The following is a 16,702-nucleotide window of genomic DNA, read 5'->3' on the forward strand; positions in this document are numbered from 1 at the left end:
CTAAAAGATATTACAAATATTTTTTAATCAACTCCCATTATGAGCATCTATAAAGTATAAATTGAACAAAATTTAGCAGATTTTAGCTTAAAACGATGTGAAATTAAACCATCAATGATAGATTAAATGTTATTTTTGTGGCTTCAAGAAAAATAGCATGCAGTCAGATAGCTTAGTAATTATCCCTACATATAACGAAATTGAAAATGTAGAAGCCATAATTCAAGCTGTTTTTGAACTTAAAAAAGCTTTTCATGTGCTTATTGTGGATGATAATTCTCCCGATGGTACTGCTCAAAAAGTAACTTCTCTGCAGGAAAAATTTCCGCAGCAATTACATTTAGAAGTACGAAAAGAAAAGTCGGGTTTAGGAACAGCCTACATTCATGGTTTTAAATGGGCATTAAAACACCATTACGAATACATTTTTGAAATGGATGCCGATTTTTCTCACAATCCAAGAGACCTCATCCGTATTTATAATGCTTGTGTAAGCGAAAATGCTAGTGTTGCCATAGGTTCACGCTATGTAAACGGCGTAAATGTTGTGAATTGGCCATTACGAAGAATCCTACTTTCTTATGGAGCGTCGGTATATGTAAAAATAATTACTGGAATGAAAGTGCACGATCCTACAGCTGGATTTATGTGTTATAAAAGAGAAGTTATTGAAACCATTAATTTAGATGCCATTAAATTTATTGGATATGCCTTTCAAATAGAAATGAAATTTAAAGCGCATCTTCATAAATTTAAAATTATTGAAGTTCCAATTATTTTTAAAGATAGAGAGCTTGGAAAATCTAAAATGAGTGGTAAAATTATAAATGAAGCAGTTTTTGGTGTGCTCTCCCTAAAATGGAATAGCTTATTTAGAAAAACTGTCTAAATAAAACTTTGTATTGAAATTAGAATCAGAAGAAATGAAACCCTCATAGAGGGATTTATTATAGAGAAGACAAACGCCTCCACAAAAAAGGAAGTGAATAAAATAAAGGCTTTTAAGAAGTAGCGATTTTTTCTTAATTACATAATAGTCTTAAAATCAATTGTTTAACCTAAATTTATTCGTGTGAAGAAAACTATTATAAAAAACGCCACTATTGTAAACGAATTTCAAATATTTGAAGGGGATGTGCTAATTGAAGGGGAGTTTATAAAAAAAATAGGGAAAAACCTTTCTGCTGAAAATGCAACGATTATAGATGCTGAAGGAAAACTTTTAATGCCTGGAATTATAGACGACCAAGTTCATTTTAGAGAACCAGGACTTACCCACAAAGGAACTATTGCTACAGAAAGTAGAGCCGCTATTGCTGGTGGGGTAACTACTTTTGTGGAGCAGCCAAATACCAATCCGCAAACGGTTACTATTGAAAAACTAGAAGAGAAAATGGAGATTGGAAAGCAAACTTCTTTTGCTAATTATTCTTTTATGTTTGGCGGTACTAACGATAATTTAGAAGAATTAAAAAGGCTTGATAAAAATGCCTGTGCGGGTGTAAAGCTCTTTTTAGGATCTTCTACTGGGAATATGTTAGTAGATAATGAGGAGGTTATTGAAAAGATTTTTTCGAATACCGAACTTGTAATTTCTGCACATTGTGAAGATGAAACTACTATAAAAAACAATTTAGAAAAATATAAAGCGGAGTTTGGTGATGCTATTCCGATAAAATACCATCCTATAATTAGAAGTGAAGAAGCTTGTTATTTATCATCTTCAAGGGCTATAGAATTAGCTAAAAAAACGAATGCTCGCCTACATGTATTCCATGTATCTACTGCAAAAGAAACCAATCTTTTTAGAAATGACATTCCGTTAGAAGAAAAAAGAATTACTGCAGAAGTTTGTACGCATCACCTTTGGTTTTCGGATGCCGATTATGATGAAAAAGGGACCTTTATAAAATGGAATCCTGCCGTAAAAACTGCCGCAGATAGAGACGGACTTTGGGAGGCTTTACTAGACGATCGTATAGATGTTTTAGCTACCGACCATGCCCCACATACATTAGCAGAAAAACAAAATATTTATACCAATGCTCCTTCTGGTGGTCCACTGGTACAACACACCTTATCGGCACTTTTAGAAAAGGTAAAAGAAGGAAAAATCTCTTTAGAAAAATTGGTACAAAAAATGTGTCATAATCCTGCAATTCTTTTCAATATTGAAAAAAGAGGCTATATTAAAGAAGGTTATTTTGCAGATTTAGTATTGGTTGATAGAAATAGTAGTTGGACGGTTACTAAAAACAACATTCTTTACAAATGTGGTTGGTCTCCTTTTGAAGGAACATCTTTTAGCGCACAAGTAACACATACATTTGTAAACGGAAATTTAGCATACCAAAACGGAAAAATATCTGAAGAAAGAAATGTAAAAAGACTTACTTTTAATAGAGATTAAATTAGAAAAATGAAGCAAATAGGGTTATTTTTATTACTTTTTATTGCATTTTTAGGATGTAAGGAACCTATTGTGGATAAGCCAGAAAAGCTTATCGATAAAGATGTTATGATTGATATTTATTATGACATTTCCATTCTTAATGCCTCAAAAGCTACTGCTGCCAATAAATTAGAAGAATACAATTTTGATCCTGAGGAATATATTTATAGAAAGTACAATGTAGATAGCGCACAACTATCTCAAAATAGTATTTACTATACTTCCAATCCCAATGTGCAGTTAGAAATGTTTACAGAGGTTGAAAAAAGACTTCAGAAGTTGAAAGATTCTATTGATAGCAAATTAAAGAAAACTCAAAATATAAAAGTTAAAAAAGCTGAAGAGAAAGCTGTAGAAACTCCTACTAAAGCTCCTGAAAAATAATTCTAATATGCGTTTTTAGCTACTATTCTTTTTATAGTTTCCTCTAAAGGGATAAACTTTACATGAAGTTTATCCTGAATTTTAGCATTGCTATACATAGTTTTGGTTATTAAAGAATGAGCTGCGTTTTTTGTTAATTTTCTTTTTCGCCACGGAAACAATGCTAATAGCCAATCTAAGCGCCATAACAGGCTTAATTGCCATTTTGTAAGGGATCGGCTAGGTTGCTTCTTATTTAATGCTTCAGCAATTGTATGAAGCGTTTTTTTATAACTCATATTTGCCCCAATAACAATAAAACGTTCATTTACAATATTAGCTTGCATTCCTTGTACTAAAGCTTCCACCACGTTTTTAACATCTACAAAAGCTGTACTTCCTGGTGGGTAATGAGATAATCCGTTTTCTATCATTTTAAAAAAAGCAAGGCTTGGAGCTTCTTTAAAACCTTCGCCTAAAACAACTCCTGGATTTAAAATAATAACAGGTAATCCTTCTTGTGTACCTCTCCAAACCTCCATTTCCGCACCAAACTTGGTAATTGCATACACATTATTCTCTGCTTCTGGATTCCAATAGGTAGTTTCGTCAATAGGATCCAAGGTAACCTTGTCTCCTAATGTTGCAATAGAGCTTAGATAACACAATTTTTTAACCGCATTGGCAATACATAAGTTAACAATATTAGCTGTGCCTTCAATATTAGTTTTTCGTAACTGGCGGTATTCTGAGGGGTCAAAAGAAATAAGTCCTGCGCAATGATATACATGTGTTACATTTTCAAAAGCTATTTCTAGCGCAGGAATATCGGTAATATCGGCAGGAATCCATTCTATTTTATCATATTGAATAGCTTTTCCTTCTGAAGAAAAGAAATCTTTTACAAAGCTAAGCTTAGCTTCATTTCTATAAATAGCCCTTATCTTTTCTTCTGAATGAGATAACTTTAAAAGCAAATGTGCACCTATGAGTCCTGTTCCCCCAGTTACTAATATCATGCGACTAAAATACAACTCTTGTTTGATAAGTAAAGTAGATAAAGAGAAATTGTGAATAAAAGATGCAAAGAGCAGTAAGCTTTAGGCTTTAGGCTTTAGGCTTTAGGCTTTAGGCTTTAGGCTTTAGGCTTTAGGCTTTAGGCTTTAGGCTTTAGGCTTTAGGCAAAAAAAAGTTTTTCTGAAATATCACAACAATATAACTCAATAACTTATTAACTTTTTGACTCAAAGATGCAAAGTTATAAATTTGCTAATTTGGAAATGAAGACGGAAGACGGAAGACGGAAGTCGGAAGTCGGGAGTCGGGAGACAGAATGCAGAAGGAAAAAAACTTTCCTGAAACATCGTAACAACATAACTCGATAACTTCTTAACTTTTTGACTCAAAGTGGCAAAGGTTCAAAGTAGCAGAGGGACAAAGTTATAAATTTGCTAATTTGGAAATGAGGAAATGAAATGAAGACGGGAGTGTTCAGTTGACAGTTACAGTATGCAGTTTTTTCATTGTAACATCGTAACAACGTAACTCGATAACTTCTTAACTTTTTAACTCGAAGTGGCAAGGGTTCAAAGTAGCAGAGGGACAAAGTTATAAATTTACTAATTTGGAAATGAGGAAATGAAATGAAGACGGGAGTGTTCAGTTGACAGTTACAGTATGCAGTTTTTTCATTGTAACATCGTAACAACATAACTCGATAACTTTATAACTTTTTGGTTCAATGTGGCAAAGGGACAAAGTTGTAAATGCCTCAATTTGAGGATTTGAAGATTTGGAAATGAAAAAAAGTCAGAAGACAGAAGTCGGGAGACAGAATGCAGAAGGAAAAAACTTTCCTAAAACATCGTAACAACATAACTCCATAACAGCGTAACTTTTTACTTTTTTACTTTACAAACTTTCAACCATGAACTATGAACTATGAACTATAAACTTTTAATTACATACGTAACAATACCCCAGATGATAAGTTCGTCGTTTTCTTCGACTTTTATAGGTTTGTAACGCTTATTTTCGGGCATTAAGAAGAGTTCTCCTTTTTCAATTTTAAGTCGCTTTACCGTAAATTCCCCTTCAATAAAACACACTGCTATTTTTCCATTTACTGGTTCAATGCTTTTATCTATTATTAATAAATCGCCATCGTCTAAACCAGCACCTGTCATAGATTGTCCGCTAACACGTGCATAAAAAGTAGCTTCTTTATTTTTTATTAAAGCCTTATTGAGATCTATTGTTGTTTCTTTAAAATCTTCTGCAGGAGATGGAAATCCTGCTGAAATTCCGCCTTCCGCTACTTGTAATTCTAAAGAAGCATCGGCATCGGGCTTAAAAAAAATCAATTTATCGTCTTTCATGTGCTTATTTTTGGTTGTATGGAATCTACAAATAATCATTCCATTGTGTGTCTAAAAATCAACTACCTCGGGGCAAGCCCACGAGGTATTCAAAGGAAACAAATTTAACTCATTTCGACGCAGAGCCCTTCGGTAAACTCAGCACAGGCTCTGGGGAATTAGACCCTCTATGAGGGATTAAACATGGATATTTATCTGTCTATAATATTACCATCAAAGGTTTTGTGAAATTTCAACGCACCTTTATAATATCGTCTAGATTTGTAGTATAGCGAGGAGAAAGGTGTTCTTGTTTCATTTTCCATGTTCGCTTTAAATCCTGATTTGCAATACGTATTTTTAAATTTCCATATTTATTATTAATTCCATCAATAGTTTTCATCAATTCATGATGTTTTGGATTTTCCTCTAAAAACAAATCTAATTGTCGGGCATTTGTTGGTACCAAACCAGAAACTACCACGCCTGCTTTTTTGTATTTTATTCCTTTTTCATACATACTTTCTACTGCTTGCGTTGCATATTTTACAAGTGTAAGTGTAGAATCTGTAGGATAGGGCAAGGTTATTAATAAACCTGGGCGGTGTTGTTGTTCTTCTTTTTTATGACGATCGCTTCTTAAAAAAACATATATAAAATTACAGCTGCTATGTTGTTTTCTAAGCTTTTCGGCACAACTTCCGGCAAAGGTAGAAATACGTTCTTTTAAATTATCCAGATCCGAAAAAGTATATTCAAAGCTTCTTGTGGTTGCAATTGCTTTTTTGGGTGCAGTAACATCATTTTCGAGTGCTAGAGTAGGCTCTCCTTGTAAATCTTTCTTTAAACGAAGTCCAACAACCCCCAAATTACTCCGTACCCAAGTATCGTCTAAAAGTGTAAAATCTAAAGCGGTTTTAACCCCTCTAACTTCCAATCGGCGTGTATTACCACGGCCAATTCCCCAAACATCTTCAATTTTTGTCCAACGGAGCGCTTTAATCCGTTTCTCTTCCGTATCTATTACATACACCCCATTAGTACGTTCTTTGTATTTTTTTGCAATTTTATTAGCAACTTTAGTAAGTGCCTTTGTTGGAGCAATACCAATGCTAATTGGCATCCCTGTCCATTTAAAAATACGCTCTTTAATAGCATTTCCTTCCAAAGAGAAATCAATTTTAGCATACATTTCAAACTTTAAAAAAGCCTCATCAATACTGTAGTGCTCCACCAGTGGGGTGAATTGTTTTAAAATATTCATCACCCTAGAACTCATATCGCCATATAAGGGATAATTAGACGAAAAAACATGGATGTGATGTTTCTTAAAAAAATCTTTGTATTTAAAAGCGGGTGCACCCATTGGTACGCCAATTTTTTTAGCTTCATCGCTACGCGAAATAACACAACCATCATTATTAGAAAGTATTACAATAGGCTTGTGGTTAAGCTGAGGCTGAAAAACCCGCTCACAAGAAGCATAAAAGTTATTACAATCTACAAGTGCGTACATACTGCAAAGTTAGGGAATATCCGTTTGCTTAATACGTATAAATTAGGCTTAAAATAACATTAATTATAAGAAGTAAAAAGGGAAAAAATAACTACCTCGAGGTAAGCCTACGAGGTATTCAAAGCAAACAAATTAATCCCATTTCGATGCAGAGCCCTTTGGTAAACTCAGCACAGGCTCTGGGGAATAAAACCCTTAATGAGAGATTAAAACAACAAACTTCTAAACTCCCATACTTTGGCTATATAAATTCCTAAAAAAACTATAGCCACTACAAACTTTAAAAAGGTTCCAGTTAAAAAACCGAGGAAAGAGCCAAAAGCAGCTTTGAGAGCGGTTTTATTATCAGCTTTATTAAGTAGCTCTCCAACAAAAGCACCTACAAAAGGCCAAATTACAATACCGAATAATCCTAAAATTGGGAAAATAATAGAAACAATTAACCCAACTGTTGTCCCTATCATTCCGTATTTACTACCGCCAAAACGCTTGGTACCAGCAACAGGAATAATATAATCTGCTACTACAACTCCTATAGCTACTGCTAAAGTAATTCCCAAAAGCCACCAATTGTTAGGAATGGCTTTGGTTAAATAGAGTAATAAAAGTCCTACCCAACTAATAGGCGCCCCAGGAAGTACTGGTAAAAAACTACCTAAAATACCTATAATTACAAATAAGAATCCGATTACAACAAGTAAAATGTCCATTTATCTTTTTATTTATCTGACTAATATACGGAGTATTTGTTACGCATTAAGAGCCTTTTTTATATAAAAATCAGATTTTTTAACTAAAAAAATAGTTTAAACTAAATATTTAGTTATATTTGTAATCACAATTCAACTAAAAACTTAGTTTAATGAAGCAACTTACAAAAGCAGAAGAAGAAGTAATGCACATATTATGGCAACTAGAGCGTGCCAATGTAGCAGCCATTATAAAAGAATTACCAGAACCAAAACCAGCTTATAATACAGTTTCTACCATTGTTAGAATTTTGGAAAGTAAAGGTTTTGTGGATCATGAACAGGAAGGGAAAGGCTATATTTATTTTCCGCTGACTAAGAAATCGGAGTACAGCAATCAATCTATTAACAAATTGGTAGATGGATACTTTCAAGGTTCTTTTAAGAGTATGGTATCCTTTTTTGTAAAGAAAAACGACATCAGCTTAAAAGAAATGGAGGCTATTTTAAAAGAAATGGAAAACGAAAAAGAATAATTATGACTTACATTATCCAAACCATCGCTTTTCAATTATTGTTTTTAGTTATTTATGATTTCTTCCTAAAAAAAGAAACCTTTTTTAACTGGAACAGAGCATATTTGCTGTTAACACCCCTATTATCGGTTATTCTACCGTTTGTAGAATTGGAAAGTTTTAAAACTACCGTACCTCAAAATTATATGTTTTTACTTCCCGAAATAGTATTAACTGCTAAGGATAATTCTGTTAATGTAGTTGAAGCATCATTAATTCCGACATTGAGCATTTTGGAGTGGATTTTTATTATTGGAAGTGTAATTAGTTTACTATGGTTTTTATATAAACTACTTCAAATTCAGCATTTAAAAAAAGAAGGAAAAACATGCTATTTTGAAGGCTACAACCGCATAGAAGTTGCTAAAGAAGATGCTGCCTTTTCGTTCTTTAAAGATATTTTTATTGGAAAATCGCTCTTACAAAAAGAACACAAACATATAATTGAGCATGAGTTGGTACATATAAAAGAAAAACATTCGTTAGATCTTATCTTTTTTGAAATCTTACGAATTGTATTCTGGTTTAATCCGCTTATTTATATCTACCAAGCCCGAATTACCGAATTGCACGAGTTCATCGCCGATGCAAAAACCGTTAAAAACAACAAAAAGGAGCATTACCAACTGTTATTAGAAGAAGTTTTTAAAACAGACAGAATCTCCTTCATCAATCATTTTTTTAATCAATCATTAATCAAAAAACGAATCGTTATGTTACAAAAATCGAAATCTAAAAAAGTATGGCAACTCAAGTATTTAGTGCTTATTCCTATGGTTTTAAGTATGCTTTTTTATACTTCTTGTGAAAAAGAAGAAAGTATAATTACAGAAAAACAAATGTCTATTGAAGAGCAAGTAAGAGAGCTAGAAGCTGCTTTAGAAAGCTCCGATGAAGAATTATCTCCAGAATTAAGAAAACAAATATTTTCTTTAGCTGTAAAGACTTCCAATAAAAAATATAATACCGACAAGAAGTTTGATGCTAGTAAAATAGACCAAGGAGAAGACATTCCTTTTACAGTAATTCCAGTAAAACCAATGTTTAAAGATTGCGAAGGACTTGCTCAAGAACTCCAATTTGAATGTTTTAAAGAAAAAATAGACAACCACGTTAGAGCTACCTTTAAATATCCATTGGAGGCTCAAAACAATGGAATCCAAGGACGGGTGTATATTAATTTCAGAATTAATATTGATGGTTCGGTTACTATTTTAAATTCAAGAGCTCCAGCAGCTTCTTTAGATTTAGAAGCGAGAAGAATTATAGAAGCTTTGCCAACTTTTCTCCCGGGAAAAGACCAAAACGGAAATTTACATCCAGTAACTTTTGCATATCCTATTGTGTTTAAATTAAGCTAAATATGCAAAAAGCTATTGTTTACATTTTATTAATTAGTTTGATGAAAGTCGGGGCGCAAGTTCCGACTTTAACCACTGCAGAAAACGAGTTTAAAAAAGGAAATTATACAAAAGCCATCAACTTATATTCCGAAATTCATACTGCAAAATCGCAATTACAAATTGCTAGAGCCTATAATGCACTAGGAAATTATGATAAAGCCGAAAAGCAATATCTAGAAGCTATAAAATTAGATACTACTTTATTTGTTGCTCAAAATGAATTAGGAAAGTTATATTTTAAAAAGGCTAGAATGATTTATTATAGGTTATTTGCTACCGATGCCCCAAATCCTTTTTATATGTATCAACTTGGATTAATAGAGGATGTAGAAGGAAATCCTTTTCAAGCTATTGGTTTATATAAAAGGAGTTATAATTTGGATAGCACTAGTATTAAAAATATCTACCAAATAGGGAAGCATCATTTAATACAAAGGCAGTTAGATTCGGTACATAAATATGCCGATATCGGGTTAAAAATGGCTCCAAATTCTATAGATTTAAACAATTTAAAAGCCTTAGCTTATTTTAATAATGGCGAAAAAGAACCTGCTATTCCATATTTTGAAAAGCTTATTGAATTAAAACAACACAAAACATATATCTATAAAAATTTAGCCGAATGCTACCAATTTGTATGGAAATACGACGAAGCCTTTGAGTGTTACAAAAAAATAGTTGAAATAGATAATGGCGATCCAGAAGGATATCGTGGCTTAGGGAAGCTCTATTGGCGGGAGAAACAATATGATAGTGCTAAAACTAATTATAAAACAGCTATTGAAATTCAAAAAGTAAATTTTAATACTGAATATACAGCCTTGGCACAAATTGCTTTAGATGAAAAGGATATCAAACTCGCAATAGATTATTATAAAAAAGCATATGCTCAAGATGATACAAATTATTTTGCGCTGTATCATGTCTGTTTTTATTCTGATAAATATTATGGAGATTCTAATTACAGACTTCAATTATTTGAAGATTTTATCTATAAGTTTCCAAACATAAAAATCTATAGCGACTATGCTAAAAAACGGATTTCAGAATTAAAAGATGAGATTCATCTTGCTGCCAATTAAGTAAAGTAAATTCATTTTAATAATTAATCCGCTCAAAAATCAACTAGCTCGAGGTAAGCCTATGAGGTATTATTTAATCCTTTTCGACGTAGAACCCTTCAAGATACTCAGGACAAGCTCTAGGGAATAAAACCTTCAATAAGAGATTTAAAGGTAGTACTGTTTTTATAGTAGCCTGAAGATTTTTTACCACAGAATTACGGATATGTGGTTTTCATCCTCTGAAGAATTTCTTGAGAACGTAAAAATAGATTTGTGAATTTGTAGCTTAGATTTATAAAAAATAAAAGGGCCTGAAATAAATTGTTAAGCTCTAAATTCTATCTAAGACCAATAAAAATTTCAGCTAAAACTTCATTTATTACTATTTACCCTAAAAAAATTGTAATTTTCGACTTTAAAGTATTTTCATGCAGAAGTTTGGGGTAATTCTTTTTTGCTTATTAATGGTTTCTTGTGAGCTTTTTACTTCAGAAAAAAAAGCTAAAGAAGAAATTATAAAAAGAGAACGGCAGAGTATAAATTGGAACGATGTTGACCAATATCCGCTGTTTGAAAATTGTGATGAAACTGCCCATAGAAATGAGCAGCGACAATGCTTTCAAGAAACTTTTACCCAACACTTTTTAGCTACATTAAGTGCAAGCCATTTGGTAACTCATAAAAATTTAAACGATACTATTAATGTGCAATTACTTATTGGAAAAGAGGGTAATGTTAGTATTCTTCAGATTAAAAAAAATAAAAAAGTAGCTAAAGAAATTCCAGAAATAGATACATTAATTGCCAGTAGTGTAGAAACTTTGCCACGCGTATATCCAGCACTTAAAAGAAACATTCCTGTAAATATAAAAATACAGCTTCCTATTATTTTAAAAGTAGAATAATATGATGTGTTTTGGTTAGCTTTGTTTTCTAACTTAAAAAAGTATCTTAGCTTATATATACTATAACTTTTAACTAAAAAATTTGTCTAAAAAAGAGCGCATTATATTAGGAATAGATCCAGGAACTACCATTATGGGATTCGGACTCATAAAATGTGTGGGACCTAAAATGGAATTGATACAATTGGATGAATTAATCTTAAAAAAGTACACCGATCATTATTTAAAACTTCAGAAAATTTTTGAACATACTATTGGTATTATAGAAGCACATCACCCAGATGAAATTGCTATTGAAGCTCCTTTTTTTGGTAAAAATGTCCAATCAATGTTAAAATTAGGAAGGGCACAGGGTGTAGCAATGGCAGCGGGATTATCAAGACAAATAGCAATTACCGAATATTCCCCAAAAAAAATAAAAATGGCAATTACTGGTAGTGGAAATGCTAGTAAAGAACAAGTTGCTAAAATGCTTCAAAGCCTACTAAACTTGAAAACATTACCAAAAAATTTAGATGCCACCGATGGATTAGCAGCAGCTGTTTGTCATTTTTACAACAGCGGAAAAGTAACTTCTACAAAAAGTTATTCTGGATGGGATGCATTTGTAAAACAAAATGAAGCACGTATAAAAAAGTAGAAATGAAATTTGATTTTTTAAATAGCACCCAACTTTTACAAACAGCATCCGATGAAAAGCTGTATAAAAAACTAATTATTCAGTTAAATAAGGATTTAAAATTAGCTAATTTAGAAGAAGAATATAATAGTACTATTTCTCCTGAAAAATTAAAAAGAGATCTCCACGAACTAATTTTTTTATTGATTAACGACCGTTTTACCGATTATTTAAACTTTCTATATATTATTGATGTTTCGGAAAATGAAGTAAAATCGCTAGACGGAAGTGATGTTGTAAAACTATCTGAAAACGTTACATTTTTAGTGCTCAAACGAGAATGGCAAAAGGTTTGGTTTAAGAATAAGTATAGCTAAATTTTAAAAAAAATAATCAACTCCCTCAAGATAAACCTAAGAGGTATTGAAAGAAAAATAATTTAATCCATTCCACGTAGAACCCTTGCTATTAATAAAAAGAGGATTTTTGAAATATTATTTATTTAAACTACTTATTTTGAGGTAGTTAAAATTTAGTCTTTGTTCTTATAGTGAAGCGGTCTTGTGTTTTTACTCGGACATTAATGATATCAAACCTGAAAATCTTGATTCTTGGTTCTTAATATCCAGCTAGCGAAAGCATCACGCTCGTACCGAATATAAAAACTTCCATTTTATGACCAATCCTCACTATCTTAGGGTACGATGCTGTTCCCTGTTATTTTATATTTGGTTTTATTTTTTTCTCCAATTTTTTTAAATAGATTTAACTCCAATCCTTTTTTTAAATCTCTACTTGCTGTTGAAGAAGAAATATCTTTAAAAATATTCATATAATCTTTTCTTGAAAACTCTTTTTTATTTAGTGATATAAAATATTCGAGTCGGTCACTCTCGGTCAACGTTCGATTATTAAAATCCAATAACTTATTAATTGAAAGATTAATTACTGTCAGCATATACTCGATAAATTTAGTTGATTTTCCTGATTTATCACTTTGATTTGATGCTTTGTAATATTTATCTTGATTATTGCTAATCATAGATTCAAAAGGCAAAAACTCAAAGATTGGATATTTCTCCATTAAAATTAAAGTTTGCCATAATCTTCCCATTCTGCCGTTTCCATCTAAAAATGGATGAATAAATTCCATTTCATAGTGAAAAACACAGCTTTTAATTAATTCGATTTCTTGTGAATTTTTTAAGTATTTGAAAAGGTCTTTCATTAAAAATGATACGTTTTCAAAAGGTGGTGCTAAATGTTCGACTTTTGAACCTTTTATAATTCCAACACCTTGTTTTCTGTATTTTCCAGCATCTTCAATTAGGTTTTTCATTAAATTTTGATGCGCTTTTAAAAATGATTTTTCGTTGTTAGGATTATATTGGTTTAATTTTTCATAAATTTCTATTGCATTTAAAACTTCAAGTATGTCTTTTTTGGGTCCAATAACTCTTTTCTTTTCAAGAAGTGCTGTTATCTGCTCTTCTGTTAAACTATTTCCTTCTATTTTTAATGAAGAGTGAATAGTTTTTATCTTGTTCTCTTTTCTTAATTTAGGAGAAGGTCTATTTAGATAAGTTGCATTTATTTCTCCTATTTTTTCTGAAATAGAGGTTATTAATCTTAGAATTTCTGGAGTTATTTGGTAAGGAGGATTCATTTTAATACTATCATTTGATAGTATCAAAGATACAATCATTTATCCATGAATATTAATTCAAAACAGAATTTTTTAATAGGATAAATATAATGATAAACGTTCCTAAATAAGGGATAAGTTGTTGAATTGAAAAACTGAAAAACTGTTTATAATACTTGAAAATTCTTAATATCAAATTATTGTTGTGTTATAAAATTTAACGTAATTTATTGAATTACAATTATATAAATGTTCAAATAAGGTTTTCAAAATAGAACCCTTGCTATTAATAAAAAGAGGATTTTAGAAAGGCTATTTCATCTAACTACTTATTTTGTGATAGTTAAGATTTAGTCTTTTTTCTTATAGCGAAGCGGTCTTGTATTTTTACTCGTACATTAATGATATCAAACCTGAAAATCTTGATTCTTGGTTCTTAATATCGCAGCTAGCGAAAGCATCACGCTCGTACCGAATATAAAATCTATTTGCCACTAATTCACGAATGATTTATTCTGTGTGCTTTAATAGAAAGCTTTTTAAAGGAAGGGATAAGTTGTTAAATTGAAAAACTACTTACAATACTAGAAAATTCTTAATATCAAATTATTGTTGTGTTATAAAAGTTAACGTAATTTATTGAATTACAATTATATAAAGATCTAAATGGGGTTTTCAAAATAGAAGCCTTGCTATTAATAAAAATAAATAAAAACAGGATTTTAGAAAGGCTATTTCTTTAAACTATTTATTTTGTGGTAGTTAAAATTTAGTCTTTTTTCTTATAGCGAAGCGGTCTTGTATTTTTACTCGTACATTAATGATATCAAACCCTAAAATCTTGATTCTTAATACTTAGTACTAAATACTATTTTAAAAAAATCAATCTTGAACTATATAATCTTTAGGATCTTCTTTATTGTATTCTGGTTGAATATTTACATGGTTTATTCCAAATTTATCATGTAAAATAACTTCTATTTTTTCTAAAACTATATTAAATTCGGTTAAAGTAACATCTTCTTTAAAATCTAAATGAGCTTCTAAATGTAGTTCATCATCATTTAAACACCATACATGAATATGGTGTAATTTATTTACTTTAGCTACTTTATGAACTTCTTTTACAATTTCTTTAATATCAATATTTTCAGGAGTAAACAGCATAAGCATTTTTGTAGATGTTTTTAATAAATCAAAACCTACAAAAACCAAGTATACGGCAATTAAAAATGTAAGAACACTATCAACCCAAAACAACTGGAAATACTTCATTACCAAGCCTCCAATAAGTACTGCAACACTTGCTAACATATCTGTTAATAAGTGTATATAAGCAGATTTCATATTAATATTTCTAGCGGCATCTTTTTTTAATAATAATACACTTAAACCATTTGCCAAAATTCCAAAAGCAGAAAGCCATATAACCAATTCCGATTGTATAGTTTGAGGATCAAAAAAACGCTTTACAGCTTCTATTATTAATAAAACCGCAATTATAATTAAAGTAGATGCATTTACAAAAGCGGCAATTATCTCTGCTCTTTTATATCCAAAAGTTCGGTTTGTAGATGCTTCTTTTCCTGTAAGCTTATTTGCTATATAACTAATTACTAAAGAAATAACATCGGTTAAATTATGAAGCGCATCAGAAAGTAATGCTAAACTTCCAGATACCAAACCTCCAACCACTTGAGATGCAGTAATTAATATATTTAAAACAATAGAAAATAAAAGATTTCTACCCTTTAAAGGCGTATGAGAATGATTATGATGTGTGTGCATGTTAACAATGAAGCGCTATTTTATCAATGCGATTTTGATGTCTTCCACCTTCAAATTCTGTATTTAAAAAAGTATCTACCATTTCTAAAACTTGTGGAATAGCCGTAAAACGTGCTGGAATACACAGTATGTTAGCATTGTTATGAGCTCTTATTAAAGCTACTATTTCTTTAGTCCAACATAAACCAGCTCTTACATTTGCATATTTATTGGCAGTCATTGCAACTCCATTTCCGCTACCACAAATAAGAATTCCAAAATCTACCGCTTTAGTATCTACCGCTTTTGCTACTGGATTTGCAAAATCTGGATAATCTACACTTGACGCTTCATCGGTTCCAAAATTTTCAACTTCAATATTTCGTTCTTTTAAAAAAGCTGCAACTGCAAATTTATAATCGGTTCCTGCGTGGTCATTTCCTATAGCTATTTTCATATATTTCTTTTATTTCATTTTAATGGTTATATGGAACATCCCAATAGTAATTCTTCTGTGTATCTAAAAATTTGACATGGATGTTTCATCTTTAAAATTGTTCATAACAAAGGTAGTAAATAGTGAATTACCTATATAGCAGGGCTTAAAGTATTGTTTATAAAATTTAAAAGTATTTTTATAAGTGTTTCTAAGGTATCTTATAAAGATACACTTCATAATTTTTATAATTATAAACACCAATGTTTATTTAATTTTACAAAAACTTAATTATCAGATAATTAACAAACCCCTCATTTTGTTGATATTTATATGATGAAATCTATTAAATAAATTTGCATTTGTAATAAGCAACTTCAATTTGTAAAATTAATTCAATTACGCAAGTGTAAAGTGTTCTTTTTAATCTACATTTCATTAACCACTTTTCAACAGTTATTAACATAAATAGATAACCTACTTATTAAAAATTTTATGTTAGTTGAGTTGTTGACAACTGTGAACTAAATTTTAAAATTAATTCTTTTTCAATCCTTTAGAAAAAAATAAGTTGTTAATAGCTTTTTATAAGTCGGTATAAATAAAGACAACAAACAAACTTCAAAAAAGTTTTGCTACATATAAACACACTATAATAACCACCATTTTTATTTTAAATTTTAAAAAAGAAAAAGATATATATGTTTATATAGTTAATAACTAAAACTAATTTTAGATTTTAATTTTTTTGGAATGATATTACTCCTAAGATATTACACTACTCCCCATCTGTAAGACAGTTTAAATATATATCTAATTATTTATGATGCTATTCTTTTTGTATTATAAATTTGATCAGGTGGTACTTTTCCTATTTCAGTATGCCTTCTTTTGGTGTTATAGAATTCAAT

At 30.8% G+C, this 16,702-nt stretch carries 16 protein-coding genes; 9 read left to right on the forward strand and 7 right to left on the reverse strand.

What is annotated here, in order from left to right:
- The first annotated feature begins 157 nt into the window (after positions 1-157).
- From AC13CQ_RS02055 to AC13CQ_RS02065, 3 genes are all read left to right on the forward strand, one after another.
- Positions 158-889, forward strand: coding sequence for a polyprenol monophosphomannose synthase (locus AC13CQ_RS02055; RefSeq protein ID WP_008611471.1), 732 nt, complete (start codon positions 158-160; stop codon positions 887-889).
- A 183-nt stretch (positions 890-1,072) separates the two neighbouring features.
- Positions 1,073-2,410 (forward strand): dihydroorotase, encoded by a 1,338-nt coding sequence (locus tag AC13CQ_RS02060; RefSeq protein ID WP_335588433.1) that lies wholly within the window; start codon positions 1,073-1,075, stop codon positions 2,408-2,410.
- Between the two features lie 9 nt (positions 2,411-2,419).
- Entirely contained in the window at positions 2,420-2,836 is a 417-nt protein-coding gene (locus AC13CQ_RS02065; RefSeq protein WP_474507321.1) for a DUF4296 domain-containing protein, read from the forward strand.
- Positions 2,837-2,838: 2 nt separating this feature from the next.
- Here the strand turns inward: AC13CQ_RS02065 and AC13CQ_RS02070 are convergent, their stop codons facing one another.
- From AC13CQ_RS02070 to AC13CQ_RS02085, 4 genes are all read right to left on the reverse strand, one after another.
- On the reverse strand, positions 2,839-3,834 hold the full coding sequence (locus tag AC13CQ_RS02070) for an NAD-dependent epimerase/dehydratase family protein (RefSeq protein ID WP_474507320.1): 996 nt from the start codon (positions 3,832-3,834) through the stop codon (positions 2,839-2,841).
- 927 nt (positions 3,835-4,761) lie between these two features.
- A complete protein-coding gene (locus AC13CQ_RS02075; protein WP_335588431.1) occupies positions 4,762-5,193 on the reverse strand; it encodes a LexA family protein in 432 nt (143 codons plus the stop codon).
- Between the two features lie 232 nt (positions 5,194-5,425).
- On the reverse strand, positions 5,426-6,688 hold the full coding sequence (locus AC13CQ_RS02080) for a Y-family DNA polymerase (protein ID WP_008611476.1): 1,263 nt from the start codon (positions 6,686-6,688) through the stop codon (positions 5,426-5,428).
- A gap of 206 nt (positions 6,689-6,894) precedes the next feature.
- Complete coding sequence (locus tag AC13CQ_RS02085) at positions 6,895-7,398, reverse strand: DUF456 domain-containing protein (protein ID WP_335588429.1); 504 nt, start codon at positions 7,396-7,398, stop codon at positions 6,895-6,897.
- A gap of 152 nt (positions 7,399-7,550) precedes the next feature.
- Here AC13CQ_RS02085 and AC13CQ_RS02090 point away from each other — a divergent pair, with 152 nt between their 5' ends.
- From AC13CQ_RS02090 to AC13CQ_RS02115, 6 genes are all read left to right on the forward strand, one after another.
- Positions 7,551-7,913: a BlaI/MecI/CopY family transcriptional regulator gene (locus AC13CQ_RS02090; protein ID WP_008611478.1), complete on the forward strand. Its 363-nt coding sequence runs from the start codon at positions 7,551-7,553 to the stop codon at positions 7,911-7,913.
- Between the two features lie 2 nt (positions 7,914-7,915).
- Entirely contained in the window at positions 7,916-9,313 is a 1,398-nt protein-coding gene (locus AC13CQ_RS02095; protein ID WP_474507529.1) for a TonB family protein, read from the forward strand.
- A 2-nt stretch (positions 9,314-9,315) separates the two neighbouring features.
- A complete protein-coding gene (locus tag AC13CQ_RS02100; protein WP_474507530.1) occupies positions 9,316-10,437 on the forward strand; it encodes a tetratricopeptide repeat protein in 1,122 nt (373 codons plus the stop codon).
- Between the two features lie 410 nt (positions 10,438-10,847).
- The gene (locus AC13CQ_RS02105; protein WP_008611482.1) at positions 10,848-11,324 is read left to right on the forward strand and encodes an energy transducer TonB; all 477 of its coding nucleotides are present in this window, start codon (positions 10,848-10,850) and stop codon (positions 11,322-11,324) included.
- Between the two features lie 82 nt (positions 11,325-11,406).
- Complete coding sequence (ruvC, locus tag AC13CQ_RS02110; protein WP_008611483.1) at positions 11,407-11,964, forward strand: crossover junction endodeoxyribonuclease RuvC; 558 nt, start codon at positions 11,407-11,409, stop codon at positions 11,962-11,964.
- Between the two features lie 2 nt (positions 11,965-11,966).
- Positions 11,967-12,320, forward strand: a complete 354-nt coding sequence (locus tag AC13CQ_RS02115; protein ID WP_482882691.1) for a hypothetical protein — start codon at positions 11,967-11,969, stop codon at positions 12,318-12,320.
- Positions 12,321-12,637: 317 nt separating this feature from the next.
- Here the strand turns inward: AC13CQ_RS02115 and AC13CQ_RS02120 are convergent, their stop codons facing one another.
- The 3 genes from AC13CQ_RS02120 to rpiB form a co-directional block, all read right to left on the reverse strand.
- Positions 12,638-13,609: a Fic family protein gene (locus AC13CQ_RS02120; RefSeq protein WP_482882692.1), complete on the reverse strand. Its 972-nt coding sequence runs from the start codon at positions 13,607-13,609 to the stop codon at positions 12,638-12,640.
- An 861-nt stretch (positions 13,610-14,470) separates the two neighbouring features.
- On the reverse strand, positions 14,471-15,376 hold the full coding sequence (locus tag AC13CQ_RS02125) for a cation diffusion facilitator family transporter (RefSeq protein WP_008611486.1): 906 nt from the start codon (positions 15,374-15,376) through the stop codon (positions 14,471-14,473).
- Between the two features lies 1 nt (position 15,377).
- The gene (gene rpiB / locus AC13CQ_RS02130; protein WP_008611487.1) at positions 15,378-15,812 is read right to left on the reverse strand and encodes a ribose 5-phosphate isomerase B; all 435 of its coding nucleotides are present in this window, start codon (positions 15,810-15,812) and stop codon (positions 15,378-15,380) included.
- Between the last annotated feature and the right edge of the window lie 890 nt (positions 15,813-16,702).

The sequence above is a fragment of the Galbibacter sp. L-19 genome, assembly GCF_056857615.1.

Bases quoted from the DNA above. Each gene is read 5' to 3' on its own strand.
- AC13CQ_RS02055 (WP_008611471.1), top strand. From the start codon at position 158: ATGCAGTCAGATAGCTTAGTAATTATCCCTACATATAACGAAATTGAA.
- AC13CQ_RS02065 (WP_474507321.1), top strand. From the start codon at position 2,420: ATGAAGCAAATAGGGTTATTTTTATTACTTTTTATTGCATTTTTAGGA.
- AC13CQ_RS02070 (WP_474507320.1), bottom strand. From the start codon at position 3,834: ATGATATTAGTAACTGGGGGAACAGGACTCATAGGTGCACATTTGCTT.
- AC13CQ_RS02075 (WP_335588431.1), bottom strand. From the start codon at position 5,193: ATGAAAGACGATAAATTGATTTTTTTTAAGCCCGATGCCGATGCTTCT.
- AC13CQ_RS02080 (WP_008611476.1), bottom strand. From the start codon at position 6,688: ATGTACGCACTTGTAGATTGTAATAACTTTTATGCTTCTTGTGAGCGG.
- AC13CQ_RS02085 (WP_335588429.1), bottom strand. From the start codon at position 7,398: ATGGACATTTTACTTGTTGTAATCGGATTCTTATTTGTAATTATAGGT.
- AC13CQ_RS02090 (WP_008611478.1), top strand. From the start codon at position 7,551: ATGAAGCAACTTACAAAAGCAGAAGAAGAAGTAATGCACATATTATGG.
- AC13CQ_RS02095 (WP_474507529.1), top strand. From the start codon at position 7,916: ATGACTTACATTATCCAAACCATCGCTTTTCAATTATTGTTTTTAGTT.
- AC13CQ_RS02100 (WP_474507530.1), top strand. From the start codon at position 9,316: ATGCAAAAAGCTATTGTTTACATTTTATTAATTAGTTTGATGAAAGTC.
- AC13CQ_RS02105 (WP_008611482.1), top strand. From the start codon at position 10,848: ATGCAGAAGTTTGGGGTAATTCTTTTTTGCTTATTAATGGTTTCTTGT.
- AC13CQ_RS02115 (WP_482882691.1), top strand. From the start codon at position 11,967: ATGAAATTTGATTTTTTAAATAGCACCCAACTTTTACAAACAGCATCC.
- AC13CQ_RS02120 (WP_482882692.1), bottom strand. From the start codon at position 13,609: ATGAATCCTCCTTACCAAATAACTCCAGAAATTCTAAGATTAATAACC.
- AC13CQ_RS02125 (WP_008611486.1), bottom strand. From the start codon at position 15,376: ATGCACACACATCATAATCATTCTCATACGCCTTTAAAGGGTAGAAAT.
- rpiB (WP_008611487.1), bottom strand. From the start codon at position 15,812: ATGAAAATAGCTATAGGAAATGACCACGCAGGAACCGATTATAAATTT.